Raw genomic sequence first — 21,438 nt, 5'->3', positions numbered from 1 at the left:
CATCAGCTTGCCCTTTCGCGCAGAGCGTGCGAATGGAATGGACAGAATCGGACCGGGACGCATGAACAACAGAACACCGAAGGATGGAGCCGAATCCGGAGGCGCCGTCGAAATCGCCTATCGTCACATCCGCTCGGCAATCGTCACCGGAGAGCTCAAATCCGGTGAGGCGTTGCAGGAGGCGAAGTTGGCTGACCAGATCGGCGTCAGCAGAACGCCGGTCCGCGAAGCCTTGCAACGTCTCTCCAACGAAGGTCTCGTGGTGCTTGAACGCTACCGGCGCGGACAGGTCGCCAACTTTTCCATGTCGGAGGTCGCCGAAGTGTTTCGGCTGCGCGCCAAGCTCGAAGGGCACGGCGCCCGCCGGGCCGCGCGCCGAATCACGCCTTCCCAAATCGACCATCTCGAGGAACTCGAACGGGAGATGGAGAGCATTTTCGCCAAGCTCGGCTGGCACGGTCACCTGTCTCAATTCGACCACCTCAATAACGAATTCCATGCAACAATCGCTTCAGCAGCCGACAGTCCGCGCCTGGATCGCATTCTTGCCTCAGCGCTGGAATTGCCACCCTCCATCTTCAATTTTTACCGTGAACCGCTGGAAGACCGCACGCGCCGGACGCACCGCCAGCACCGCGAAATCATTGACGCCCTGAAAGCAGGCAATCCCGACTGGGCGGAGGCGGCGATGAACGCCCACCTCCTGTCCATTCTCACCGATCCCAATCCGGAACCGGAATGAACCATCCGGATCTGCCGAGACATCAGTCCGCCATCGCCGGTTCAGCAGATGTTTTTTCCCGAAGGTACGGCATCACTTCGCTGGCGTAGATTTCCATGTTCTTTCGGGTGAGTTCAGCCGGCAACGTACCGAACTGAAGCAGCGTCAGAAGATGACCGAAGCCGATCTCGGTCTGATACTGTTCTAGGCGCGAGCGCACCGTCTCCGGGCTGCCACAGATGAACATGCCCTTGTCGATGACGTCGTCGATCGTCTGCTTGCCGCCAATAGCGGATTTTGCCTTCATGACGCCCATCATCGAGCGCAGCGACAGATATCCGGGCGGCAGCAACATTTCCTTTGGCATCCGCAGGAATTTGTTGAGGAAGTTCTCTATGTGATCCTTGGCCTCGCGACGCGCGATCTCGTCGGTTTCAGCGACATAGACCGGCACCGACCAGCCCAGCTGATCCTCGGTCGCCTCGTAGCCCTGCTCAAGCGCGCGCTCCCTGTACATGGCCATGTACTTGGCGAGCATCGTCACCGGCGTGAAGGTCTGGAGATAGGTGTAGCGGCGGTCGGGATGCGACGCCCAATCAATCGTCTCGCTTGAACCTTGCGAGGGTATCCAGACCGGCGGATGCGGCTCCTGATACGGACGCGGCCAAAGGTTGACGTACTGGAACTCGTAGTGCTTGCCTTCAAAGGCAAATGGCCCGGTCTCCGTCCATGCGCGGACGATCAGGTCATGCGCCTCATGGAAACGATCGTGCGAATTGGCCGGGTTGGAGCTCCAGGCATGGTATTCCGCGCCAATGCCGCGAACGAAGCCGGCGATCAGACGACCCTCTGTGATGTTGTCGACCATCGCGAATTCTTCCGCCACGGTGACGGGGTTGTTCAACAGCGGCAGCGCGCGACCCAGAATGGCGATCTTGACCTTTTTGGTCCGTCGCGCCAGCGCTCCGGCCATCACGCCCGGCTGAGGCATCAGTCCGTAGGCGTTCTGGTGGTGCTCGTTCACGCAGACGCCATCGAAGCCAAGCTGGTCGGCGTATTCGAGTTCGTCGAGATAACGATTGTAAAGCTTGGCGCCCTTCTTCGGATCGTAATAGCTGTTGGGCAGCGTGATCCATGCCGAATTGAATTTCTGGTCGTAATCAAGATCCAGATCGGCATAGGGCATGAGGTGCATCATATAAAATTTCATCACGCTGCTCCCTCAATGAAACTGGCGACCTTCCTCGTAAACTCCTGCGCCTTCTCGACATGCGGCAGATGTCCGCACCCGGAGATGATGTCGAGGGTCGAATTCGGGATCAGGTCGCGATAGGTCGGACCCATTTCGGCTGGCAGCAACTTGTCGTCGTCGCCCCAGATGATGAGTGTCGGGACACTGATGCGATGGAGCCATTTGGGCAGGTCCGGATTGTGGAACCGCGGGCTCCAGCCGAGCTTGGCCGTCATCAGACGGTTCTTGAGAACGACCATGACTTCTTCGTCGTCCTTCGGCTGAGGCATTGCCGCCGCAATCTCCTGATTGTGGAAAAGGTTCTGCATCATCTCGTCAGGCGACCACATGAACATGTCGCCTTTGACGACGCCTTTCACATGAACGCCGGCCGGCGCGACAAGAGTGAGCGTCTTGAGGGGCGAGGAATTGCGCGTCGCAAGCTCCGCTGCGATCCAGCCGCCAATCGAGGTTCCGACGAGGTGGACGCTTTCGAGACCCAAATGATCGATGACGTCCAGATAAAAATAGGCGAGGTCCCCGATATTATCCAGCCAGTCCGGCGTATCGGAGCCGCCAAAGCCCGGATGTTCGGGGACGATGATATCATAGTTCTTTGAAAGCGCCTCCATGAAAGGCAGCCATGCGCCGGCGCCAGCCGCGCCATGCAAGAATAGCAGCGGCTCGCCGCTGCCAGCGCGCATGATACGCGTGCGACACCCGTTGATCGTTTCCACGGATTCCTGGTGACTCATCGTGTCGATTTCCTCCCCGACATTCCGCTCCCAATCTGGCAACGGGCTTATTTCCTGCGTCATATTGTACACCTTATAATCCATTTTTCGTCAACCGATATTTTTTTCGCATGCCGTATTTTCTGATATATTGATTACAATATATTGTTTTATTTGCTTATTTTATCCCTTGATAACTCAATCTTGCAAATCCAGCAAAATACTTTAGGCATAGAGATCGTATACCATTTGGAGGAAATGGACTTGAATCACCTGTTTTCACTGGACGGGAAAACCGCCGTCGTCACGGGCGCCGCCAGCGGGCTTGGCCTGGCGATCAGCGAATGTCTTCACGCCGCCGGAGCGCATGTCCATTTGCTGGACCTCGACGCCGACGCCCTCGCTATGGCTTCCGGATCATTGGGCGAGCGAGCGACGACCACAGTCGTGGACGTTTCCGACCGGTTTCTCCTGCGTAAAACAATAGACGACGTAACCGAATCACGCGGCAGCCTCGACGTTGTGGTCGCAAACGCCGGCATCACCGCCGGTCCCGGTTATCTGACCGACGCAGGTCAGATCAACGCTGTGGAAGACGAGCGTTGGGATCGGGTCGTGGATGTGAATTTAAGCAGCGTCTTCGCCACTATTCAGGCGGCGGCGAAACACATGAAGCAACAGCGCTCCGGCCGCATCATCGCGGTGTCATCCGTCGCCGGCCTGCGCTCTGAAGTCATGTGCGGTTACGCCTATGCAGCGACAAAGGCGGCCGTGGTCAATCTCGTCCGCCAGGCGGCAATGGAACTGGCGCGCTACAACGTCTTGGTCAACGGCATTGCGCCCGGCCCCTTCCGGACCAACATCGCCGGTGGGCGCATCCGCCAGCCGGAAGTCGAGGCGCAGTTTGCGTCCATGGTTCCGCTCGGCCGTATTGCCGAACCGGATGAGATCAAGGGGCTGGCCCTCCTCCTCGCCTCCCCGGCCTCAAGTTTCATGACCGGGTCGACCATAGCCGTCGACGGAGGAATCATGGCGAAGTAACCTGACGGCCGGATATTATCTTGGAGCTGCCGATGCGGCTCATGCCAACTCAACGCGCCAATTGGCGCCCTAGATGGCGACGCTGCGACTAATTCTTCTTGCAGCGGCCTGGATAACCGCTGCCGCCTCCTCCGTGTCGATATCTTTGGAGAAATATGGCGAGAAGGAAATGCTGATCGCTGTTTTCGATGGCGCATTCGGCAGATCCAGCAATGCGCCGACCGACGTGATGCCTTCAATATTTTCGTTTTCGACAATGGCGTAACCGCGTTCGCGCGTTGCTTCGATTTCGGCAAGAAAAGAATCCGGCGTCGTCAATGTGCTGCCTGTGATCGCCGGATAAGGCCCGGGGCCGAGTATCTCGAGTATCTCCGCATCAGGCAGGCTGGCCAGAATGCATTTTCCGATCGCTGTGGAATGAAGCGGGATCGTATCGCCAGGCTCGCAGCGCACCGAGACAAGCGCCTCTCCCGTGACGCACAAAAGGTAGAACGCGTTTTGTCCCTGCAGCGTCGCCATGTAGGAATCCACACGAAGCTTTCGGGTCACCTCCTCCAGCTCTCTGCGACCCTCCACCAGCAGCGCGTCACTGCGCGCGATCGCATTGCCGAACAAAATAGCCTGGTAGCCGACGCGATAGCGGCGCGTTTCCGGATCACGCGCCAGATAGTTTCTTTCGTTGAGCGTATTGACCAGACGCTGAACCGCGGCCGGGCTTACCCCCAACTTGCGAGCCATATCGCGTGTGCCAAGCGGCTTGTCCGATTTCTGGACAAGTTCAAGGAGTTCAAGTCCGCGTTCCAGAGACTGGTTTTTTGTCATGTGCAATCTTCCTGCATGCGCGAAACTTTCAAACCGAAGCGATCTGTCGCAATGCGCGCGACGAAGGCGTAATGCGCTCATACCCGTCATTCGTCACGATAACAGTGTCCTCGACCATCATGCCGCCCCACCCTCTTTCGTAATATGGCGTCTCAAGGCAAAGCGCCATTCCCGCCTCCAGTTCAGTCTCGTTCCCGGATGCGATGTACGGAAATTCGTGGGAAGCTATGCCGATGCCGTGACCGCAGTGGTTGCGCCGATAGTCCGGTATGCCGCCTTTTCGCACGGCGGCGACAGCGGCCTCGAATATGTCATGCGCCGAAGCGCCGGGTCGGATCAGGTTGAGTTCCGCCTGCTCGCCGTCGAGCAACGCATCGTATCGCTGTTCCGCCAGAGGCTCCGGTTCGCCGCAACAAAAGCTGCGCGCCATGTCGGAATGATACCCGGAAAAACGCCCCCCCACATCGATGCGCACGATATCGCCCTGTTCTATCCGGCGCTCGGTCGCAAAAGCATCCACCAGCGAACTCCGCTCCCCGGAAGTCACGACGACAAATCGTGGAACGCCGCCTTCCCCGACGATCATCCGCGAAATCTCGGCCGCCAGTTCCAGCTCCGTTACCCCTGGACGTATCATCCTGCTTGCCGACGCTATGGCGGCGTCCGTTGCCCGCGAGGCATGACGAAGACGATCCAACTCGCCGGACAGTTTCACCGCGCGCGATCTGGCGAGAACGCTCGCCGCTGGCAAGCGCCGCCAATTTGATAACGTTTGGGCGACAATCGCCATCGTGTCCGCACGATCGAGATCAATCAATATGGATCCCTTGTCCGGCAGTTCGGATTCAAGGGCGGCCAGGACAGCGTCCCCAAAATCCGCATGGGCAGGCGGCGTCGCCACACTGTCTTCGTCGCCATAGACGAAAAATGTCCCGTATCGCCAAATTCGACAGGATTCTCCAACGACCTCTTGCGCCGCGCCTGCGTCACTGGCGCCGGTCACCAGCGCGCTCCGGCCTCGTGTTGCGACAAGCAACTGCCGGTAAGGCGCCATGTCATGGAGAATGGACCGGTAGCCGCAAAGATAGCCGATGTGATCCGGATTATCGGTTACAATCGCATCCGCGTCTGTAAACGAGAACGCACGCTCCCTGCACGCCCCTGCCAAGGTGTCCGCAGTCATATTATATTTTATCACCCATTGTTCCGATTAAAGGTACGTTATAACTATATTCGGAACAATACCCTTAGCAGGTTTTAGTGCTGCGCCTCAACCAGCGGATCAGTAATGGTTTCGCGTCGAAGTCAGTTTTGTTTCGGCGACGTCTCGATATCCGGCAATGCGCCAGGGATTCTTAAGGTTCTGATATTGTGAAACATCCGTTTCGGCTTCCCCGCGGAAAACCGCAAAGGGTCCGCGTGAACACCCGAAATCGTCAAGATATTGATCGCGGACACTATGGGATCGCTTCAGGAGCCCTCGAACCCAAGCCACGACTCCAGATGCTCCCAGCTTTCATCCATCGCATAGGCCGCGGACAGGTATGGCACGCCGACATGCCCGTAACGGACCGATATCTGCCCCTCCGCGGTCTCTTCATCGGCATTCGCGATAGCGGCCAGATAGAGCGCCACCGCCAGACCCGTGCGGTCGGAACCAGCCTTGCAATGGATTAGCACAGGTTTGGGAACCGATCGCATCAAATCGACAAGAGCCTGAGCCTGTTCAACAGAAACGTCTCGCGAAGCCGACATCCGGAAATCGGCATGCCTGAGCCCGAGCTCCTTCGATGCTTCAATCTCCCGATCGTACCAGTTCGCTCCCTGCTGCTCGCCGCGCAGGTTGATCACCGTATGAATACCGAATTCATGTGCATATCTGGTCAGGCGCTCGGGAGTCACCTGCCCGGAGCGATAGAGTTCGCCGTCGACGACCGGATGGAAATTTCCCGTGGCCTGGAGTCCGCCAAAGAACAGTCCGGCCATCACAGCGACGGATATGACCGCTCCGACGATCAACTTCCTCGGTTTGTGCTTCATCGACAGGTCCAGAACAATAATACGCCGCGTTTTCAGACTGCAGCGATTCCAGGATAGCACGAGACGCACCACTCCCCTCAATTGGAAATTTCGCCGCAGTCGGAGTCCGATCGGCCAGGAAAGCCGCATGTCAGGGATGCGCACGACGTTACGGCGAATTAATTTGAATATTCGTATTGGCAACCGACATTAGAAACAACCAAGCCGAAACACCAAACTCCCCGAGAAGAGTGTTTCTGCCGGTGGCGCCGCCCAGACGGCGCATTGGATGTCTGCAGGATCAGGCGTCGTCGGGCAACCGGCGCTCCGCAGACTGATCCCTGGAATAAGGAGACAGAAGATGACTTGTCATACCTACAACAAGAACCAGATGTCAGATTCGACAGCTTATCCGTTGCACCTTGCATTTCCCGCAGAAGAAAACACGCTGCAGACCAGGCAGGCTGAAACCCTCGGCGATTTCATGAAAGTCACTCGCCTGATGAAGCGGGCGAACCGCCGATATTCCAGCCCCGTCGATCAAAACCGGATCGGCCGGACACTTTCGCTGCTAAGGCATGGCGGCGGCGGCCCGGACACGGGTTATGTCGTTTTGGCCACCTACGCTGGCGAACCCGTCGGTTTCGCGCTGTCGCTTAGCCGGCAAGGAAAAGACCCTGGCGTCGTGTGGCTTCATACCGAAGACACGCAATACAGGGACCAGGTCACCAAGGCCTTGATCGCCGGCATGGACCGACTTCGGGCTGAATGGGAGGCCCGAAACGAGCCGCCAGTCAGAGTGTGCGCGTAAGTGCCGACCGACCGCCCGCCGCAACCTGTGCGACGGGTGATAAGCAGACGCAATCAGTGCTGGCGCTCGCGTTGCAATATTTCACTCATGCGTTGAAAATGGATCTGCGCGCGCTCCATTATTTTGCGATCCAAGGGAGCCGTGTCGATCAGTCTGGACAGTGCGCCGGGAAACAAAAATGTGTAGGCAAATTTATGGACTTCACCAAGGTTCCAGAACAAGTGTCCGCGTCCAATGTTTCGATAAAGCAGTCGTGTTTTGGCTTCACCTGCAAACGCGACGCTGGGAACACCGTAGCTCATCGCCATTACGCCTATGTGCAATCGCGTCGTCATCATGAGATCCAGTGAAGCGACTTCCTTGCATGCCTCAGATACGTCAATTAAGGTTTTCCGGGTGCAATTTGGGTAATTGTCTGCGGCAGCGATCGACCCAAAGTCTCCGTTGACATTCGGATTGACCTCGTAGAACACAAAATCGATATCCTGACGCATCCTGACTACAAGTTCGATGATCCTCCGCAAAGTTTTGAATTTGGAAGATCTTCCTCGGTAGAGACACATCCCGACGCGGCGACGTTGGCTTTTAGGACTGTCTTGAACATCGACAAAATTGGGGGTTGCCCAAACCATGTCTTCCAAAAATTCACCCGCAGTGCCAGCCTGCTCCAGCAACTGAACATCTTCGCGATTTCTCAATGTCAAATATTTCAGGCATTTGACCAGGTCCTGCCGTTCTTCAGGAACAATATCCTGAAGCGGTTTCCCAATTCCTCCCAGAGAAAACCCGTACATTGGAACGTCATTTTTGTTTGCGAGATCCAGGACAAGGCGCAAGTCCGGTGAGAATCCCCCACCCCCGGGTTTGGACCTTCGCAGCCCGGGGATGAGAAGACCGCCGCCGCCAAAAAAAATAAGATCCACCGATTTTACAAAATCCTCAACATCGGAACAAAGATCGAACCCCCAGTTTTCCATGTCGATTGAGTTCTTCGTGAAGATAATCGGATGGTGACCTTCACGCTTTATGTGAGATGCAACCTGAAACGCCATCACGTTGTCGCCCAGATTTCTGTAGCTGTAATATCCGAACACACCTACCTTCAGCGCATTGCTCATGAAGTTACCCTCTGATTCTTAATTGCGCCGCGAGAATCGCGAGCGTCCAGATCGAGTATTCTTGATGAGGTCCCAGATTTAGCGCCATGACCAAATATCCGTGTGGTCACCAATACAAATAATCACTAACTAATTCGAAGTGGCAGGGGCAGAGAGGCTCGAACTCCCGACCTACGGTTTTGGAGACCGTCGCTCTACCAACTGAGCTATACCCCTACGAAGCAGATGCGGGTTTAGACGCATTTCCTGCATGGTTCAAGCGGCAAATCGCCACCGAACAGGAGACGCGCCGCTTTGCGGCGGCGCGCCTTGAATTCCAGCGGAACTACTCCGTGATGCTCGCGACGATGCCGGCGCCGCTGGAAAAACGCGCTTGCGCGCATTTTGCCCATTCACAGTGCCGTCGGCTGCTTTCGGCATCTGCCAGCTTCACTCCGTGATGCTCGCGACGATGCCGGCGCCGCTGGCAAAACGCGCTTGCGCGCATTTTGCCCATTCACAGTGCCGTCGGCTGCTTTCGGCATCTGCCAGCATCACTCCGTGATGCTCGCGACGATGCCGGCGCCGACGGTGCGGCCGCCTTCGCGGATGGCGAAGCGGAGCTTCTCTTCCATTGCGATCGGAACGATCAGTTCAACGTCAACCGTAACGTTGTCGCCGGGCATAACCATTTCCGTGCCTTCGGGAAGCGTCACAACACCCGTCACGTCCGTCGTGCGGAAGTAGAACTGCGGACGGTAGTTCGTGAAGAACGGCGTATGACGACCGCCCTCTTCCTTCGTCAGGATGTAGGCTTCCGCCTTGAACTTCGTGTGCGGCGTAACCGTGCCGGGCTTGCAGAGAACCTGACCGCGCTCAACGCCTTCACGCTCGACGCCGCGAAGCAGCGCCCCGATGTTGTCGCCGGCCTGACCCTGGTCAAGAAGCTTGCGGAACATCTCGACGCCCGTGCAGGTCGTCTTCTTCGTGTCGCGGATGCCGACAATCTCGATCTCGTCCCCGACATTGATGATGCCGCGCTCCACGCGACCCGTCACAACCGTGCCGCGGCCCGAAATCGAGAACACGTCCTCGATCGGCATCAGGAACGGCAGGTCAACCGGACGCTCAGGCGTCGGAATGTAGGCGTCGACTTCCTTCATCAGCGCGCGAACAGCGTCTTCGCCGATTTCCTTGTTGGAGTCTTCAAGCGCAGCAAGCGCCGAACCCTTCACGATCGGAACTTCGTCGCCCGGGAACTCGTAGGAGTCCAGAAGCTCGCGCACTTCCATCTCGACGAGCTCGAGGAGCTCCTCGTCGTCAACCTGGTCGACCTTGTTCAGGAACACAACGATCGCAGGAACGCCAACCTGGCGGGCAAGCAGGATGTGCTCGCGCGTCTGCGGCATCGGACCGTCGGCCGCCGAAACAACCAGGATCGCGCCGTCCATCTGCGCAGCGCCCGTGATCATGTTCTTCACGTAGTCGGCGTGGCCGGGGCAGTCCACGTGCGCATAGTGGCGCGCATCCGTCTCATACTCGACGTGCGCCGTCGAGATCGTGATGCCGCGCGCACGCTCTTCAGGAGCGCCGTCAATCTCGTCATAGGCCTTGAAATCGCCGAAGTACTTCGTGATCGCTGCCGTAAGAGACGTCTTGCCGTGGTCAACGTGACCGATCGTGCCGATGTTCACATGCGGCTTGTTGCGTTCAAACTTACCTTTCGCCATGATATTCCAGTCCTGTTGTCTTTCAGATTGCACTTGGACACTCGGAATCGGGAGCTCCCGGCCTGGCAGCCCCGATGATCGAAGGCCCAATAAGGCTTTCGCGTCGCCTGTGCAAGTCCCAATCGCAAAAGCAGTCGTCAGTTGGCGCTTGATCTCGCGCGACATTGAAGAAACATGGCGCTTGCAGGACAAACCGGAAACCGCCGCCTGTGCGGGCGTATTCTACCTGGAACCGGCTAAAGCACCGGCGTCTTTGCGAAACCTTTTCCGAGAATCGGACCGGTCGGAAGGTTCGTTGGAGATCCGCCGTAAGGCTCGAAAGTGATTTCATAGAGCTGATCGGCCGCAGGAGATGGAAGACCTTCCACCTCGAGCACTCCTGAGCGCTCTGATGGCAGCAGGCCAAGCGAAACCGGCGGCCCGTCGCTATCCGGCTTCGTCCAGACTTGCATGACCTGATTGTCAGGAACTCGCGCCGCCTCCAGGAGGGTCACGAGTGTCTTGTTGTTGCGAGCGCCTTCCACAAGCGCGACCGGCTGCCCCTGGGCGTCGAGCAACACGGCTATAACCGTCGGCTCCAACCTCGCATTCAGTGTCCAGCCCAGAACCACAGCAAGCATGATGGTCGCCGCCATGGATCCGATAGCCATCAAACGCCAGCGGTTCCGATTGCGTATCGCTGGCGTCAGGTCAACGATTTCCGGCGGTTTGTCCTCAGTTGAAACCTGCTTTGTCGCGATGTCTGAGGCGACGCGTTCCCACATCTGCGCTGGCAGTTCGAGTTCATCCGCCGTCTCGTCAAGCGCCATGTAGCGCATGCGCGCGCTATCCAGCCTGGCCGCGATTTCCGCATCCCGCTCGGCCATTTTCTCGATTCGCGCGCAGTCCTCCTCGGAAGCCAGTCCGACTACGACTTCGTCGATCAGGTCGTCGAGAGAGCGTTCGGTCATCCCATGCACTCCCTGAGCTTTTGCAGACCCCGACGGATCCATGACTTGACGGACCCGAGCGGAGCTTGCATGCGTCCGGCAAGTTCACCGTGGCTGTAACCCAGAATATAGCACGACAGAATAGCTGAGCGCCGTTCCGGCTCCAACAGTTCCAGGCACATACGCAGATCGCTGGCGGCGTCCAGCCTGTTCCAGGCGCTATCCAGGACATGATCGTCGCCTGCGACCTCCTGTTCCTGCGGATCGACGGAAATTTCCCGGTCCGAATTGCGCAGCAGGGTCAAGCATCTGTTTCTCAGGATCGTATAAATCCATCCCTTTGCGCTGCCGCGGGCAGCATCAAACTGGCCGGCCCTTCGCCAAAGGAGTACGAAGCTGTCCTGCACCGCATCCTCTGCAAGGTCCTGCCTCCGCAACATCCTGAGAGCGACACCCAGCATACGGCCGCCTTCCGCTTCCATGAGTTCCTTCAGGGCGGATTGCCGACCGTTTGCGCAAGCCTTGATCAAAGCGGCATGGTTTATGACCGACATGGCGGTAGCATTCTCCCCGTCCGGCGCCGCGGCGACAGACCACTGGGAAAAGTGGTTATGCAAGGACGCAGTACCTGTCAAATCCTGCGTAGACGTATTCGCAGGCAGCGCGGTCATCACCGCGCCGCCTGATCGTGACCACGATCACATAGCCGTCATAAACGTTATATCGCGAACCGTCGCGCCATCAGCGCCCTTCAGCTCCCAGCTCTCGGCAACCTGACCGGTTTCCAGCGAAAGCGTATGAAGCATGTTTCCGGATACAAGCCAGGCTGTATTGGCGCCTTCCGAATCCGTCGCGACATCAAAGGCGTATACCTCTGTCCCATCAACGCCGAGCTTGCCGATCGCCGCAAGCGTACCGTCATTGGGCGAGGTTTGGCGGATCAGAGCGACGATCGTGCGGTCGATATCGTACATCGCCGTTGCTTCGGGCATTCCAAAGGAATTGGTGTAGGCGGCGGCGACAATATCCGGCGTCTCGCCTGCATGCATGTCTTTCCCCTCGAACGCCAGGCTGCCATCGACGGTAACCGCACCGCTTTCGATATCAACCCTGTGATTGGTTACGCCTGACATGAACCGCAGCTTGTCGGCCTTGGGATTGAAGTCGACAATAACAGCGGCGCCTTCTTCAACTGGCAATTCCTTGTCCATTTGCGAGATGACGGTCGCCTTGCCGCTCTCCGGGTCGATCTCAACAATTTCGAAGGCGTCTGTCACGCCGATCAGCTGACCGGTTGCGGGACGAAGATCGATGCCCAGCAGCTTGCCGACGCCTTCGACTTCCATCGAAGCCTTTACTTCAGCAGTTTTGGCGTCAATTTTGTGGAGGGTCTTGTCACCGGACAACGCAATCGCCGTCATTCCGCCCCCATGGTGGTCGGCCGCCGCTATCGTCGCGGTTGCGGCGAAGGCGGTGGTCATGAGAATTTGCATCAGTCGTTTCATGCTCGAGTTCCTCTCGGGTTGAGGCCGCAACATCTCGCGGCCATTACCTCGCCCATGACTCCCCGAACGGCTGATTTGGATGCATATTGCACAAGAATTTTTGCAAAATTTATCGCAACACAGCTGTTTACGCAATGAAACCAGTAGCTTCGCCAGAATACCGGAAGCAAATAAACACTATTTCATTCAGGAAAGGTCTGGAGCGGGTAGCGGGAATCGAACCCGCATATTCAGCTTGGAAGGCTGCTGCTCTACCATTGAGCTATACCCGCGCACCTGGCCCTGCATCGATGGTGGAGGGGGCTGGATTCGAACCAGCGTAGGCATAGCCAACGGATTTACAGTCCGCCCCTTTTAACCGCTCAGGCACCCCTCCATTGTTCGGCGGGGCCAAGTGTTTCGATCTCCGACATTTTTTGGCCAACAATGCGGCCGCGGAATCTGCGCGGCGTTATGACCGGCGCATCGACATCTGTCAACACGCCATTTCTCCAAATCAACCCGCAATGCTCCAAATTATTGCGGACGCAAACACAGGCTTGTCAAATGCGCGCCGCAGGGATAACCACCGCGCATGAAGAACGATCCGAAATCGCGCGGGAGCGCCAAGGATACGCACTACGCCAAACTGCGGCGCAGCCACCGCGACGCCAGACGCGCCTTCGAGTCCGACAAGACCAATGCGGCGCCCGACACAGTACTGGTGTACGGCTTGCACAGCGTGCGCGCTGCCATCGACAACCAGAACCGCACAATTCATCGGATGCTGGCGACCAGGAACGCGCTTAAGCGGCTGGACATCGCAAGCGCCGAAAGCCTTCCTTTCGAAGTAACGATCGTCGAGCCTTCTGCAATTGACGCCGAATTGCCGGAAGACGCAGTGCACCAGGGCGCGATGATTGAAGCAGCCCCCCTGCCCCAGCCGACGCTTTCAGATCTGAAGGACAGTCCGCTGCTGCTGGTGCTCGACCAGATCACCGACCCGCACAATGTCGGCGCGATACTGCGCTCGGCCGTCGCCTTTGGGGCCGGCGCGGTGATCACCACGACGCGCAACAGTCCGGGAGAAAGCGGCGCCCTTGCCAAGGCGGCATCCGGAGCCCTTGAAATGATGCCCTATGTGCAGGTCGTCAATCTGGCGGAAGCAATCACAAATTTGCAGAAGGCGGGGTTTCTTGCAATCGGACTTGATTCCGAAGGCACCGCCGACCTCGCCAACAGCTTTTCGGGAAATCGCATAGCCCTCGTCCTCGGCGCCGAAGGCAAGGGTCTTCGTCAGAAAAGCCGCGAAACCGTCAACGTTCTCGCCAGGCTGGATGTCCCCGGCCGCATCAAATCATTGAACGTGTCAAACGCAGCGGCGGTTTCACTATACGCCGCCCGCCTGCATCTGGATCGTTGATTGCTCAGCCGCCCTAGGCGTCTGACGCAACGCCTGAACTATATCGCAGAAAACTGTCCCAAGGCATCTTGGCCAATTCGTCGCGAATGGACGTCCGATATTCCACTTCCGGATCCGTCGCACGACGTGATCTATTGCAAAGCGCAGACGCCATCATGAGTTCGGCGCGCTTGCTTGCCTTGCAAGAAAGTATCGCTCGACTGCAAAGCGAAGCGATCCGCTTTTTGTTGTGTGGCGCGGACGCACGACTGCAATGCACCACGGCGTACAAGAGATCGCCGTCAAACAAATCTCCGGAAACCATCGGGTTGCGCTCCAGCAACGCAAAAGCAAGTGGCAGAAGGTGTTCAAGTCCAATATTTTGACCTATCAGTATCCGCAACTCTTCGACCGAAAGTGCATCGATCGGTTTCTTCAAAAGCCTTTGGCAAACTACGGAAAGGCTTACATTGTCAGACGCGAATTTGGGGACTTCATTCTCGATTTGCTGAAGTGAAAAGGACATAATATTGTTCCACCCGTCATAATATTAGTATTTATTTCAAGCGCCTCAAAAACAACTTCATCATATTACGTGACGTTTCAGATGCAAGCCGCAAAAAACAACTCATGACATCTCTTTTTCGTGATCCGAACCAGCCCTGTGGAAATTGACCAAGGCGTCAGCTTTTGTGTTGAGCCAAAGCCAAGAACTTGACTACAAAATTCAACACTCACGAGTATTCAATCGATAAGAAAGTCTAATATTCGATATTTTCCTTTCTGTGCGCTTGCCCACACATTTTCCTTTCTATAGGGCCTATTCATCCGGATGGCAGAACAATTCAAATGTCCTCACCAAACCAACAAAAGATAGAGCGAATTTGTATCGGCGTTTTATCGCGCGACCGGATTAAGATGGTCAGCGCCCTTTTACGCTCGCTTGCGACGTTGGATACGGGACCGGATTTCACTTTCAGCATCGTACTCGTGGAAAATGGCGACGAGGGAATTCTGCGCTCGGTCGCCGATGAGTTCAGGCGATATGCTCCCGGCATCGATATTGAATATCTGAACGAGCCGGTCATCGGTGTCGCCTCGGCGCGCAACTGCGCTTTGAACTATGCAATCGACGCCGGCTTCGACAAGCTGGCTTTCGTCGACGACGATGAAATCGTGCGTCCAAGCTGGATCAGCAATCTTTATCGAAGCATGAAGAGGCGAAACCTGGACCTTGTCGGCGGTCCGGTTATTCCGTTCGCCAAGGATCCGCCAGACGGCATTATCGAAACCGTCATTCTTCGCAATCTGCTGGCGCGGTCTTCTCGTATTCAGCGAGTCTCGCGATATCTGGAGACCAGAGACCGCGATGGCTCTATCATGCTCGCCACGAACAATTGGATGACGGATCTCGACTTCTGCCGCAAAAACGATCTTCGTTTCGATATGATCTACAATCTGACCGGCGGAGAGGATTCCGGTTTCTTCTACGCCGCAAAGCGGGCCGGCGCGAAGACCGGCTGGTGCACCCAGGCTTTCGTCGACGAGGAAGTGCCGGCTGTCCGACTGACCGTTGGCTACCAGTTCCGCAGATCGCGCGATCAGTCGCTTGTTTCTTTTCGCAGGAAATACAAGAAGCGACCCTATCTCAAATGGCTGATCATACCGATCGGCAGTCTCTACAAGTTTGTCGCAGGACTGCTCTTGCTGATTTTGGCGCCCTTCACGCTTGGAAAAACCCTGCTGTCGTCCATCCGGGCGCTTGGTCAGGCGCTGGGACGCATATTCGGCCTGTTCGGCTATCACACGTTTCACTACGAAAAGACGACCGGCTACTGAAGGCAGGCGACCGGATCAGGCACAGTCAACTGTCCGTTTCGTGAAGCAGCCGTTGGATGATTTCGGAATTTGCCGCAGTCTCTGTCGATACGGCGTCGTCATGATGCTTGCCGAAGACGATGACGTTGCTGTTCGGCATCAGAACATTGATCGGATGCACGGGGTTTGCCAGACGCTCGTTCAGAAATTCACTTGCTATGATGTCCACGCGATTGGGAATGGGGTCTTGGGAAACGTAGCGGTAGAACGCGAGCATCAGTTTTGATGACGCGTCTTTCGCCTCCGGCGTGCGGCGGACCTCCAGTTCTTCTTCTGACTTGAAGGCGGGCTTCTTCGACTTGTTCTTCTTGCGATTGATGGAATCCTTGTGGCGAGCGCGAACGTCCGGATGGTCGTGGTTCGCCGGATCGCGAGGATCGAGCCATTTGCCTGAAATTCGATAGAAGCGATATTTCGCCAGAACGGACTTGTAATAGAGTTCGAGCTTGGCGGCCTGCAAACGCGCCATGGCGAGCAACCCGCTGTTGCGCCGTGCGTCCGCCAGATCGAAAGCCTTGCGCATTTCTCCCGGCAGCACGCCGGGATCGAGAATGACGACGCGACCGACCTCCTTGCCGAGCGCATTCAGCCGACGGGCCATTTCCAGAACAATCCAGCTGCCATTGCAGAATCCGGCGATATGATAAGGGCCCTCGGGCCGAACCATGAGCATGCAGCGCAGGTACTCGTCAGCGAGTTCCTCGACCGACGACAGGGGTTCCATCGCCCCGTCATAACCAGGAACCTGGAAGGCGTAGACCGGCTGATCCGGATCGAATCCATTCATGAACTCAATCGAAGGAAAGAGGAAACCGGCGGCGCCATGCACGAAAAACAATGGCGTGCGGTCGCCATTCGCACGTAATGCCACGAGATGTGCGGGAATGTCAGGCTTGTCGACGGTCGAAATCAGCGCCGCGATGCGGCTGATCGTCGAGTGCTCCACCAATTGCCCGGATTTGAATCCCGCTCCAAATTCCACGTTTACGGCGTCGGCGATTTCCTGGGCCTGCAGAGATGTGCCGTTCAGATCGAAAAAATCATCTTCCACGCCGAGCCCGTCTATCGAGAACACATTCTCCCAGATGGAAAGAATTTTCTCTTCCACCTCGCCGGACGGCGCCACAGGGCCATCAGCTAACTGCATATCATCCCGTGAAAATCGCTCACTCTGTGAATTCATGTTTCGCCAATCCATCGATCTCCTGCGGACATACCTCAATTTCCGAACCTGCAGCAACATCGGATTACAAAACCGGGACTATATAGGAATATCTTCAAACAAGCGCCGTATCGCAGCCTTGGCCGGCTAGACCGTCCGGGTATTCTGGATTCTCAGGATTTGCGCTTGCCGTACAGTTCCATCCGGTGATGGACGAGTTCGTATCCAAGCTCTCGCGCGATTTCTTCCTGCAGTCTTTCGATCTTGTCAGAGCGGAATTCGACGACCTTTCCCGTATCGATATCGATCAGGTGATCATGATGAGGTCTGTTCGATAATTCGAACCGTGCGCCGCCGCCCTCGAATTCATTTCTCTGGATGGCGCCGCGCCCCTCCAGCACCGACAAGGTGCGGTAGACCGTCGCCAGAGACACCGATGAATCGAAATCGCGGGACCGCTCCAGAAGCTCCTCGGCTGTCGGGTGATCTTCCGAATCCGAAAGAGCAGACAGGATTGCGACGCGCTGTCTCGTAATTCTTACGCCCTCGGCGCGCAGTTCGGATTCCAGCTCTTTGACTTCATTCACAACCAATACTCCCTGCCCCTCACTAGCACGGCGTTCTCATCTGATCAAGCTAGATGAGAATGACTATCAATAACATTGACTCTTGCAAATGCTTCGCATTATTAATATAGGAATTACAGTTTTTATTTACGGAAACCGACCAATGAAACGATTGCTCAAGGTTCTCGCCTCAACCGCACTTGCCTGCGCAATTGCCTCAACCGCGGCGGCCGCAGACAAAATGAAAGTTGCGACGACCTTTACAGTCATTGCCGATATGGCCGCCAATGTCGCAGGCGACGCGGCTGACGTCGTGTCGATCACCAAACCGGGCGCCGAGATCCATGGCTACGAACCCACGCCGCAGGATATTGTGCGCGCCAGCGGCGCGGATCTAATTCTATGGAACGGAATGAATCTGGAACTCTGGTTCGAACAATTTCTTTCCAACCTCGGCGAAGTTCCCTCAGCCACGCTGACGGACGGCATTACGCCCATTCCGATCAAGTCGGGATCCTATGAAGGCAAACCCAATCCGCACGCATGGATGGGCCTAGACAACGCACTGATATACATAAACAACATAGCGAAAGCCTTCTCCGAGCAAGATCCGGTAAATGCTGCGACTTATGAAAAAAACGCAGATGCCTACAAGGACAAGCTGCGCGCCACGATCGAACCGCTCCGCGAACAGATTTCAAAAATCCCGGAGTCCGCGCGCTGGCTGACGACCTGTGAGGGCGCGTTCAGCTATCTGGCGAGGGACTTCGGATTGAACGAACTCTATCTCTGGCCGATGAACGCCGATCAGGTCGGGACGCCCCGGCAGGTACGCGCAGTCATTGACGGCGTGAGAGAGAACAATATCCCGGTCGTTTTCTGCGAGAGCACGGTCAATACGGCGCCGGCCAAACAGGTTGCCCGCGAGACAGGCGCCAACTATGGCGGAGTCCTCTATGTCGACTCCCTGAGCGAATCCGACGGGCCTGTGCCCACCTATCTCGATCTTTTGCGCGTGACGTCGGAAACAGTTGCAAGGGGGCTGACAGGCACGAACTGACTGACGCTTGGCAATAGCCTGCGCCGCCGCACCAAGGTGGCGGAGGTAAAGCCCGTCCAAGGAAACCGATGATTGAGAAACGCTAACCCCACAATGCTCGACAGATCCAGCTCGATCGAAAATCACATTACCGCCGACGCCCCTGGAGGCGGCATCTACGCGAACGATGTAACGGTGACCTATCGCAATGGTCACACCGCACTCTTCGATGCGAGTTTCGAAATTCCGCGCGGCACAGTGACGGCGCTTGTGGGTGTGAACGGCGCTGGAAAGTCCACGCTTTTCAAGGCAATTATGGGTTTTGTCAGAACCGCCAAGGGTGACATCAGGCTGTTGGGGCGCACGGTCCCGGAAGCGTTGCGCGACAATCTCGTTGCGTATGTGCCGCAGTCCGAGGAGGTCGACTGGTCCTTTCCCGTGCTGGTCGAGGATGTGGTGATGATGGGTCGCTACGGACACATGGGGTTCTTCCGCCGTCCAACCAAAACGGATCGGGAAGCCGTGAAAGAGGCGCTGACCCGGGTGAACATGCTGGACTATCGACATCGCCAGATCGGCGAATTGTCCGGCGGTCAGCGCAAGCGCGTTTTTCTGGCGCGCGCGCTGGCCCAGGACGGCCAGGTCATCCTTCTTGACGAACCTTTCACAGGCGTTGACGTGAAGACCGAAGAACAGATTGTGGCCCTGCTGCGCGAGTTGCGGGACGAAGGTCGGGTGATGCTTGTCTCGACGCACAATCTCGGCTCGGTGCCGGAATTCTGCGACCGTACGGTGCTCGTCAAAGGCACTGTGCTCGCCTACGGCCCGACGGAAACCACCTTCACCCGCGAGAACCTCGAACAGGCCTTTGGCGGCGTTCTGCGTCACTTCACGCTGGGCGGAGAAGATCTGCACGATGACGAGGACAGCCGCGAGGTTACGATCCTCACTGATGACGAGAGGCCGTTCGTTCAGTATGGCGAACAACCCAGGACCAGGAAGCGCCGGCAGTGATCGCTTATCTCGCAGAGCCATTCGCCTACAACTACATGGCCAATGCGATGTGGGTGTCGGCGCTGGTCGGCGGCGTCTGCGCGTTCCTCTCCGCCTATCTGATGCTGAAGGGATGGTCCCTCATCGGAGACGCGCTGTCCCACTCGGTCGTTCCTGGCGTTGCCGGGGCCTACGTGCTCGGGCTGCCCTTTGCGCTTGGCGCATTCATCGCCGGCGGGCTGGCGGCCGGCGCGATGCTGTTCCTGTCTGAACGCTCCGGGCTCAAGATCGACGTGATTATCGGCCTGATTTTCACCTCGTTCTTCGGGCTCGGCCTGTTCATCGTGTCAGTCAATCCGATGTCGGTCAGCATCCAGACGATTGTCATGGGAAATATTCTGGCCATTACCCCTGAAGACACGCTGCAACTGGCGCTGATCGGGTTCATTTCACTAACCGTGTTGCTGGCCAAGTGGAAAGACCTGATGGTGACATTTTTCGACGAAAACCATGCGCGATCGATCGGCCTGCGACCGGATATCCTGAAGGCGGTTTTCTTCGTCCTGCTGTCTGCGTCGGTTGTCGCCGCCATGCAGACGGTCGGCGCCTTTCTGGTGATCGCCATGGTGGTGACGCCGGGCGCCACCGCCTACCTGTTATGCGACCGTTTCCCTCGACTGATCCTCACTTCCGTGGCGATCGGAACGGCCACCAGCTTCCTCGGCGCCTATGCCAGTTATTTCCTGGATGGAGCAACCGGCGGCGTTATCGTCACGCTGCAAACCCTGATCTTCCTGGCTGTATTCATATTCGCGCCGAAGCACGGATTGCTTGCCGCGCGGCGCAAGGCCGCGGAAGCTCTGCGAACACCGTCGTCAGAAACGTTTGGCTCGGGCGCCGGCGGAGCGCAAGGCCAATGATCGACACGCTCCTTATGCCCTTCGGCTTTGCCTTCATGCAGAAGGCGTTTTACATATCAATGATTGTTTCGATACCGACAGCCCTATTGTCCTGCTATCTGGTTCTCAAGGGCTGGGCGCTGATGGGCGACGCCGTCAGCCACGCCGTCCTCCCCGGCATCGTCCTTGCCTACATTCTCGGTATCCCGCTGATCGTCGGCGCCTTTGCGGCCGGCATGACCTGCGCGCTCGCAACCGGTTATCTGTCCCACAATTCGCGGATCAAACAGGACACCGTCATGGGCGTCGTTTTTTCCGGCATGTTCGGCGTCGGGATCGTGCTTTATGTGTCTATCGACACCAATATCCATCTCGACCATGTTCTTTTCGGCAACATCCTTGGCGTGGGGCCAAAGGATTTGTGGACGGCCGGCGTCATCTCGCTTGCTGTTTCGGCGGCTATTGCCCTGAAATGGAAGGACCTGCTGCTGCACAGTTTCGACCCGGCGCAGGCGCAGGCTTCCGGCTTGCGGGTGAACTGGTTGCATTACGGCCTGCTTGCGGCGCTTTCTCTGACGATCGTTGCTACCCTGTCGGCCGCAGGACTGATCCTCGCCATCGGCCTTTTGATCGCGCCGGGAGCTATAGCCTTTCTGCTCGTTCGCAAGTTCAGCGCAATGTTGCTGGTGGCGATCGCCGTCTGTATGGGCGCCATGCTGACCGGCGTCTATCTCAGCTTCTTTATCGACAGCGCCCCTGCCCCGACCATAATTCTCATTCTGTCATCCCTTTTCGTCGCGGCTTTCATTCGGCGTCAGGTTGTGACGCGCAGGACGTCGCAGCAAGCAATCAGACAGCAGGCGTAAGGCAGCAGATCAGG

22 protein-coding genes and 3 tRNA genes are annotated in these 21,438 nt (G+C 57.0%); 9 read left to right on the top strand and 16 right to left on the bottom strand.

Features of this window, described 5'->3' with window-relative positions; all coding sequences use genetic code 11:
- Positions 1 to 61 precede the first annotated feature (61 nt).
- Positions 62 to 742, top strand: a complete 681-nt coding sequence (locus tag K1W69_RS06025; RefSeq protein ID WP_220227392.1) for a GntR family transcriptional regulator — start codon at positions 62 to 64, stop codon at positions 740 to 742.
- 22 nt (positions 743 to 764) lie between these two features.
- Here the strand turns inward: K1W69_RS06025 and K1W69_RS06020 are convergent, their stop codons facing one another.
- Both K1W69_RS06020 and K1W69_RS06015 read right to left on the bottom strand, forming a co-directional pair.
- Positions 765 to 1,931, bottom strand: a complete 1,167-nt coding sequence (locus K1W69_RS06020) for an LLM class flavin-dependent oxidoreductase (RefSeq protein ID WP_220227391.1) — start codon at positions 1,929 to 1,931, stop codon at positions 765 to 767.
- Positions 1,931 to 2,770 carry an alpha/beta fold hydrolase gene (locus K1W69_RS06015; RefSeq protein WP_258570818.1) on the bottom strand — a complete coding sequence of 280 codons (840 nt, stop codon included), beginning with the start codon at positions 2,768 to 2,770 and terminating at the stop codon, positions 1,931 to 1,933. Before K1W69_RS06015 ends, K1W69_RS06020 begins: the two co-directional genes overlap by 1 nt.
- Positions 2,771 to 2,944: 174 nt before the next feature.
- Here K1W69_RS06015 and K1W69_RS06010 point away from each other — a divergent pair, with 174 nt between their 5' ends.
- Entirely contained in the window at positions 2,945 to 3,727 is a 783-nt protein-coding gene (locus K1W69_RS06010) for an SDR family NAD(P)-dependent oxidoreductase (RefSeq protein ID WP_220227390.1), read from the top strand.
- Between the two features lie 69 nt (positions 3,728 to 3,796).
- Here the strand turns inward: K1W69_RS06010 and K1W69_RS06005 are convergent, their stop codons facing one another.
- From K1W69_RS06005 to K1W69_RS05995, 3 genes are all read right to left on the bottom strand, one after another.
- On the bottom strand, positions 3,797 to 4,549 hold the full coding sequence (locus K1W69_RS06005) for an IclR family transcriptional regulator (protein WP_220227389.1): 753 nt from the start codon (positions 4,547 to 4,549) through the stop codon (positions 3,797 to 3,799).
- 28 nt (positions 4,550 to 4,577) lie between these two features.
- Positions 4,578 to 5,732 (bottom strand): M24 family metallopeptidase, encoded by a 1,155-nt coding sequence (locus K1W69_RS06000; protein ID WP_220227388.1) that lies wholly within the window; start codon positions 5,730 to 5,732, stop codon positions 4,578 to 4,580.
- Between the two features lie 287 nt (positions 5,733 to 6,019).
- The gene (locus tag K1W69_RS05995; protein ID WP_220227387.1) at positions 6,020 to 6,589 is read right to left on the bottom strand and encodes a dual specificity protein phosphatase family protein; all 570 of its coding nucleotides are present in this window, start codon (positions 6,587 to 6,589) and stop codon (positions 6,020 to 6,022) included.
- A gap of 340 nt (positions 6,590 to 6,929) precedes the next feature.
- Between K1W69_RS05995 and K1W69_RS05990 the strand changes: the two genes are divergently transcribed.
- Entirely contained in the window at positions 6,930 to 7,379 is a 450-nt protein-coding gene (locus tag K1W69_RS05990) for a hypothetical protein (protein ID WP_220227386.1), read from the top strand.
- 53 nt (positions 7,380 to 7,432) lie between these two features.
- On the opposite strand, the gene K1W69_RS05985 is transcribed toward K1W69_RS05990, so the two are convergent.
- The 8 genes from K1W69_RS05985 to K1W69_RS05950 form a co-directional block, all read right to left on the bottom strand.
- Positions 7,433 to 8,497, bottom strand: a complete 1,065-nt coding sequence (locus tag K1W69_RS05985) for a polysaccharide pyruvyl transferase family protein (protein ID WP_220227385.1) — start codon at positions 8,495 to 8,497, stop codon at positions 7,433 to 7,435.
- A gap of 140 nt (positions 8,498 to 8,637) precedes the next feature.
- Positions 8,638 to 8,713, bottom strand: a tRNA-Trp gene (locus tag K1W69_RS05980).
- 317 nt (positions 8,714 to 9,030) lie between these two features.
- Entirely contained in the window at positions 9,031 to 10,206 is a 1,176-nt protein-coding gene (gene tuf / locus K1W69_RS05975; protein WP_220227384.1) for an elongation factor Tu, read from the bottom strand.
- 236 nt (positions 10,207 to 10,442) lie between these two features.
- Positions 10,443 to 11,156, bottom strand: coding sequence for an anti-sigma factor (locus K1W69_RS05970; RefSeq protein WP_220227383.1), 714 nt, complete (start codon positions 11,154 to 11,156; stop codon positions 10,443 to 10,445).
- Positions 11,153 to 11,689: a sigma-70 family RNA polymerase sigma factor gene (locus tag K1W69_RS05965; protein WP_220227382.1), complete on the bottom strand. Its 537-nt coding sequence runs from the start codon at positions 11,687 to 11,689 to the stop codon at positions 11,153 to 11,155. Before K1W69_RS05965 ends, K1W69_RS05970 begins: the two co-directional genes overlap by 4 nt.
- Before the next feature lie 144 nt (positions 11,690 to 11,833).
- Positions 11,834 to 12,640, bottom strand: a complete 807-nt coding sequence (locus K1W69_RS05960) for a DUF4394 domain-containing protein (RefSeq protein WP_258570816.1) — start codon at positions 12,638 to 12,640, stop codon at positions 11,834 to 11,836.
- A 198-nt stretch (positions 12,641 to 12,838) separates the two neighbouring features.
- Positions 12,839 to 12,912 (bottom strand) — tRNA-Gly (locus tag K1W69_RS05955).
- 19 nt (positions 12,913 to 12,931) lie between these two features.
- Positions 12,932 to 13,016: transfer RNA gene (locus K1W69_RS05950), tRNA-Tyr, on the bottom strand.
- A 198-nt stretch (positions 13,017 to 13,214) separates the two neighbouring features.
- On the opposite strand from K1W69_RS05950, the gene rlmB reads away from it, so the two are divergent.
- The gene (gene rlmB, locus K1W69_RS05945) at positions 13,215 to 14,042 is read left to right on the top strand and encodes a 23S rRNA (guanosine(2251)-2'-O)-methyltransferase RlmB (RefSeq protein ID WP_220227381.1); all 828 of its coding nucleotides are present in this window, start codon (positions 13,215 to 13,217) and stop codon (positions 14,040 to 14,042) included.
- Between the two features lie 13 nt (positions 14,043 to 14,055).
- Here the strand turns inward: rlmB and K1W69_RS05940 are convergent, their stop codons facing one another.
- Positions 14,056 to 14,547, bottom strand: coding sequence for a contact-dependent growth inhibition system immunity protein (locus K1W69_RS05940; protein ID WP_220227380.1), 492 nt, complete (start codon positions 14,545 to 14,547; stop codon positions 14,056 to 14,058).
- 323 nt (positions 14,548 to 14,870) lie between these two features.
- Between K1W69_RS05940 and K1W69_RS05935 the strand changes: the two genes are divergently transcribed.
- Positions 14,871 to 15,860, top strand: coding sequence for a glycosyltransferase (locus K1W69_RS05935; RefSeq protein WP_502793606.1), 990 nt, complete (start codon positions 14,871 to 14,873; stop codon positions 15,858 to 15,860).
- Positions 15,861 to 15,885: 25 nt separating this feature from the next.
- Here the strand turns inward: K1W69_RS05935 and K1W69_RS05930 are convergent, their stop codons facing one another.
- A complete protein-coding gene (locus K1W69_RS05930; RefSeq protein WP_220227378.1) occupies positions 15,886 to 17,046 on the bottom strand; it encodes a thioesterase domain-containing protein in 1,161 nt (386 codons plus the stop codon).
- A 188-nt stretch (positions 17,047 to 17,234) separates the two neighbouring features.
- Positions 17,235 to 17,648 carry a Fur family transcriptional regulator gene (locus tag K1W69_RS05925; protein WP_220227377.1) on the bottom strand — a complete coding sequence of 138 codons (414 nt, stop codon included), beginning with the start codon at positions 17,646 to 17,648 and terminating at the stop codon, positions 17,235 to 17,237.
- A gap of 142 nt (positions 17,649 to 17,790) precedes the next feature.
- Between K1W69_RS05925 and K1W69_RS05920 the strand changes: the two genes are divergently transcribed.
- The 4 genes from K1W69_RS05920 (at position 17,791) to K1W69_RS05905 (ending at position 21,424) form a co-directional block, all read left to right on the top strand.
- Positions 17,791 to 18,687, top strand: coding sequence for a metal ABC transporter substrate-binding protein (locus K1W69_RS05920; RefSeq protein WP_220227376.1), 897 nt, complete (start codon positions 17,791 to 17,793; stop codon positions 18,685 to 18,687).
- Positions 18,688 to 18,780: 93 nt separating this feature from the next.
- Complete coding sequence (locus tag K1W69_RS05915) at positions 18,781 to 19,680, top strand: manganese/iron ABC transporter ATP-binding protein (protein WP_220227859.1); 900 nt, start codon at positions 18,781 to 18,783, stop codon at positions 19,678 to 19,680.
- Positions 19,677 to 20,579 carry a metal ABC transporter permease gene (locus K1W69_RS05910; RefSeq protein ID WP_370688190.1) on the top strand — a complete coding sequence of 301 codons (903 nt, stop codon included), beginning with the start codon at positions 19,677 to 19,679 and terminating at the stop codon, positions 20,577 to 20,579. The genes K1W69_RS05915 and K1W69_RS05910 overlap by 4 nt, the downstream gene beginning before the upstream one ends.
- A complete protein-coding gene (locus tag K1W69_RS05905; RefSeq protein WP_220227375.1) occupies positions 20,576 to 21,424 on the top strand; it encodes a metal ABC transporter permease in 849 nt (282 codons plus the stop codon). Before K1W69_RS05910 ends, K1W69_RS05905 begins: the two co-directional genes overlap by 4 nt.
- Positions 21,425 to 21,438: the final 14 nt, after the last annotated feature.

The organism is Flavimaribacter sediminis (assembly GCF_019492055.1).
Classification (GTDB): domain Bacteria; phylum Pseudomonadota; class Alphaproteobacteria; order Rhizobiales; family Rhizobiaceae; genus Flavimaribacter; species Flavimaribacter sediminis.
This window is presented reverse-complemented; position numbering and strand designations above follow the sequence as displayed.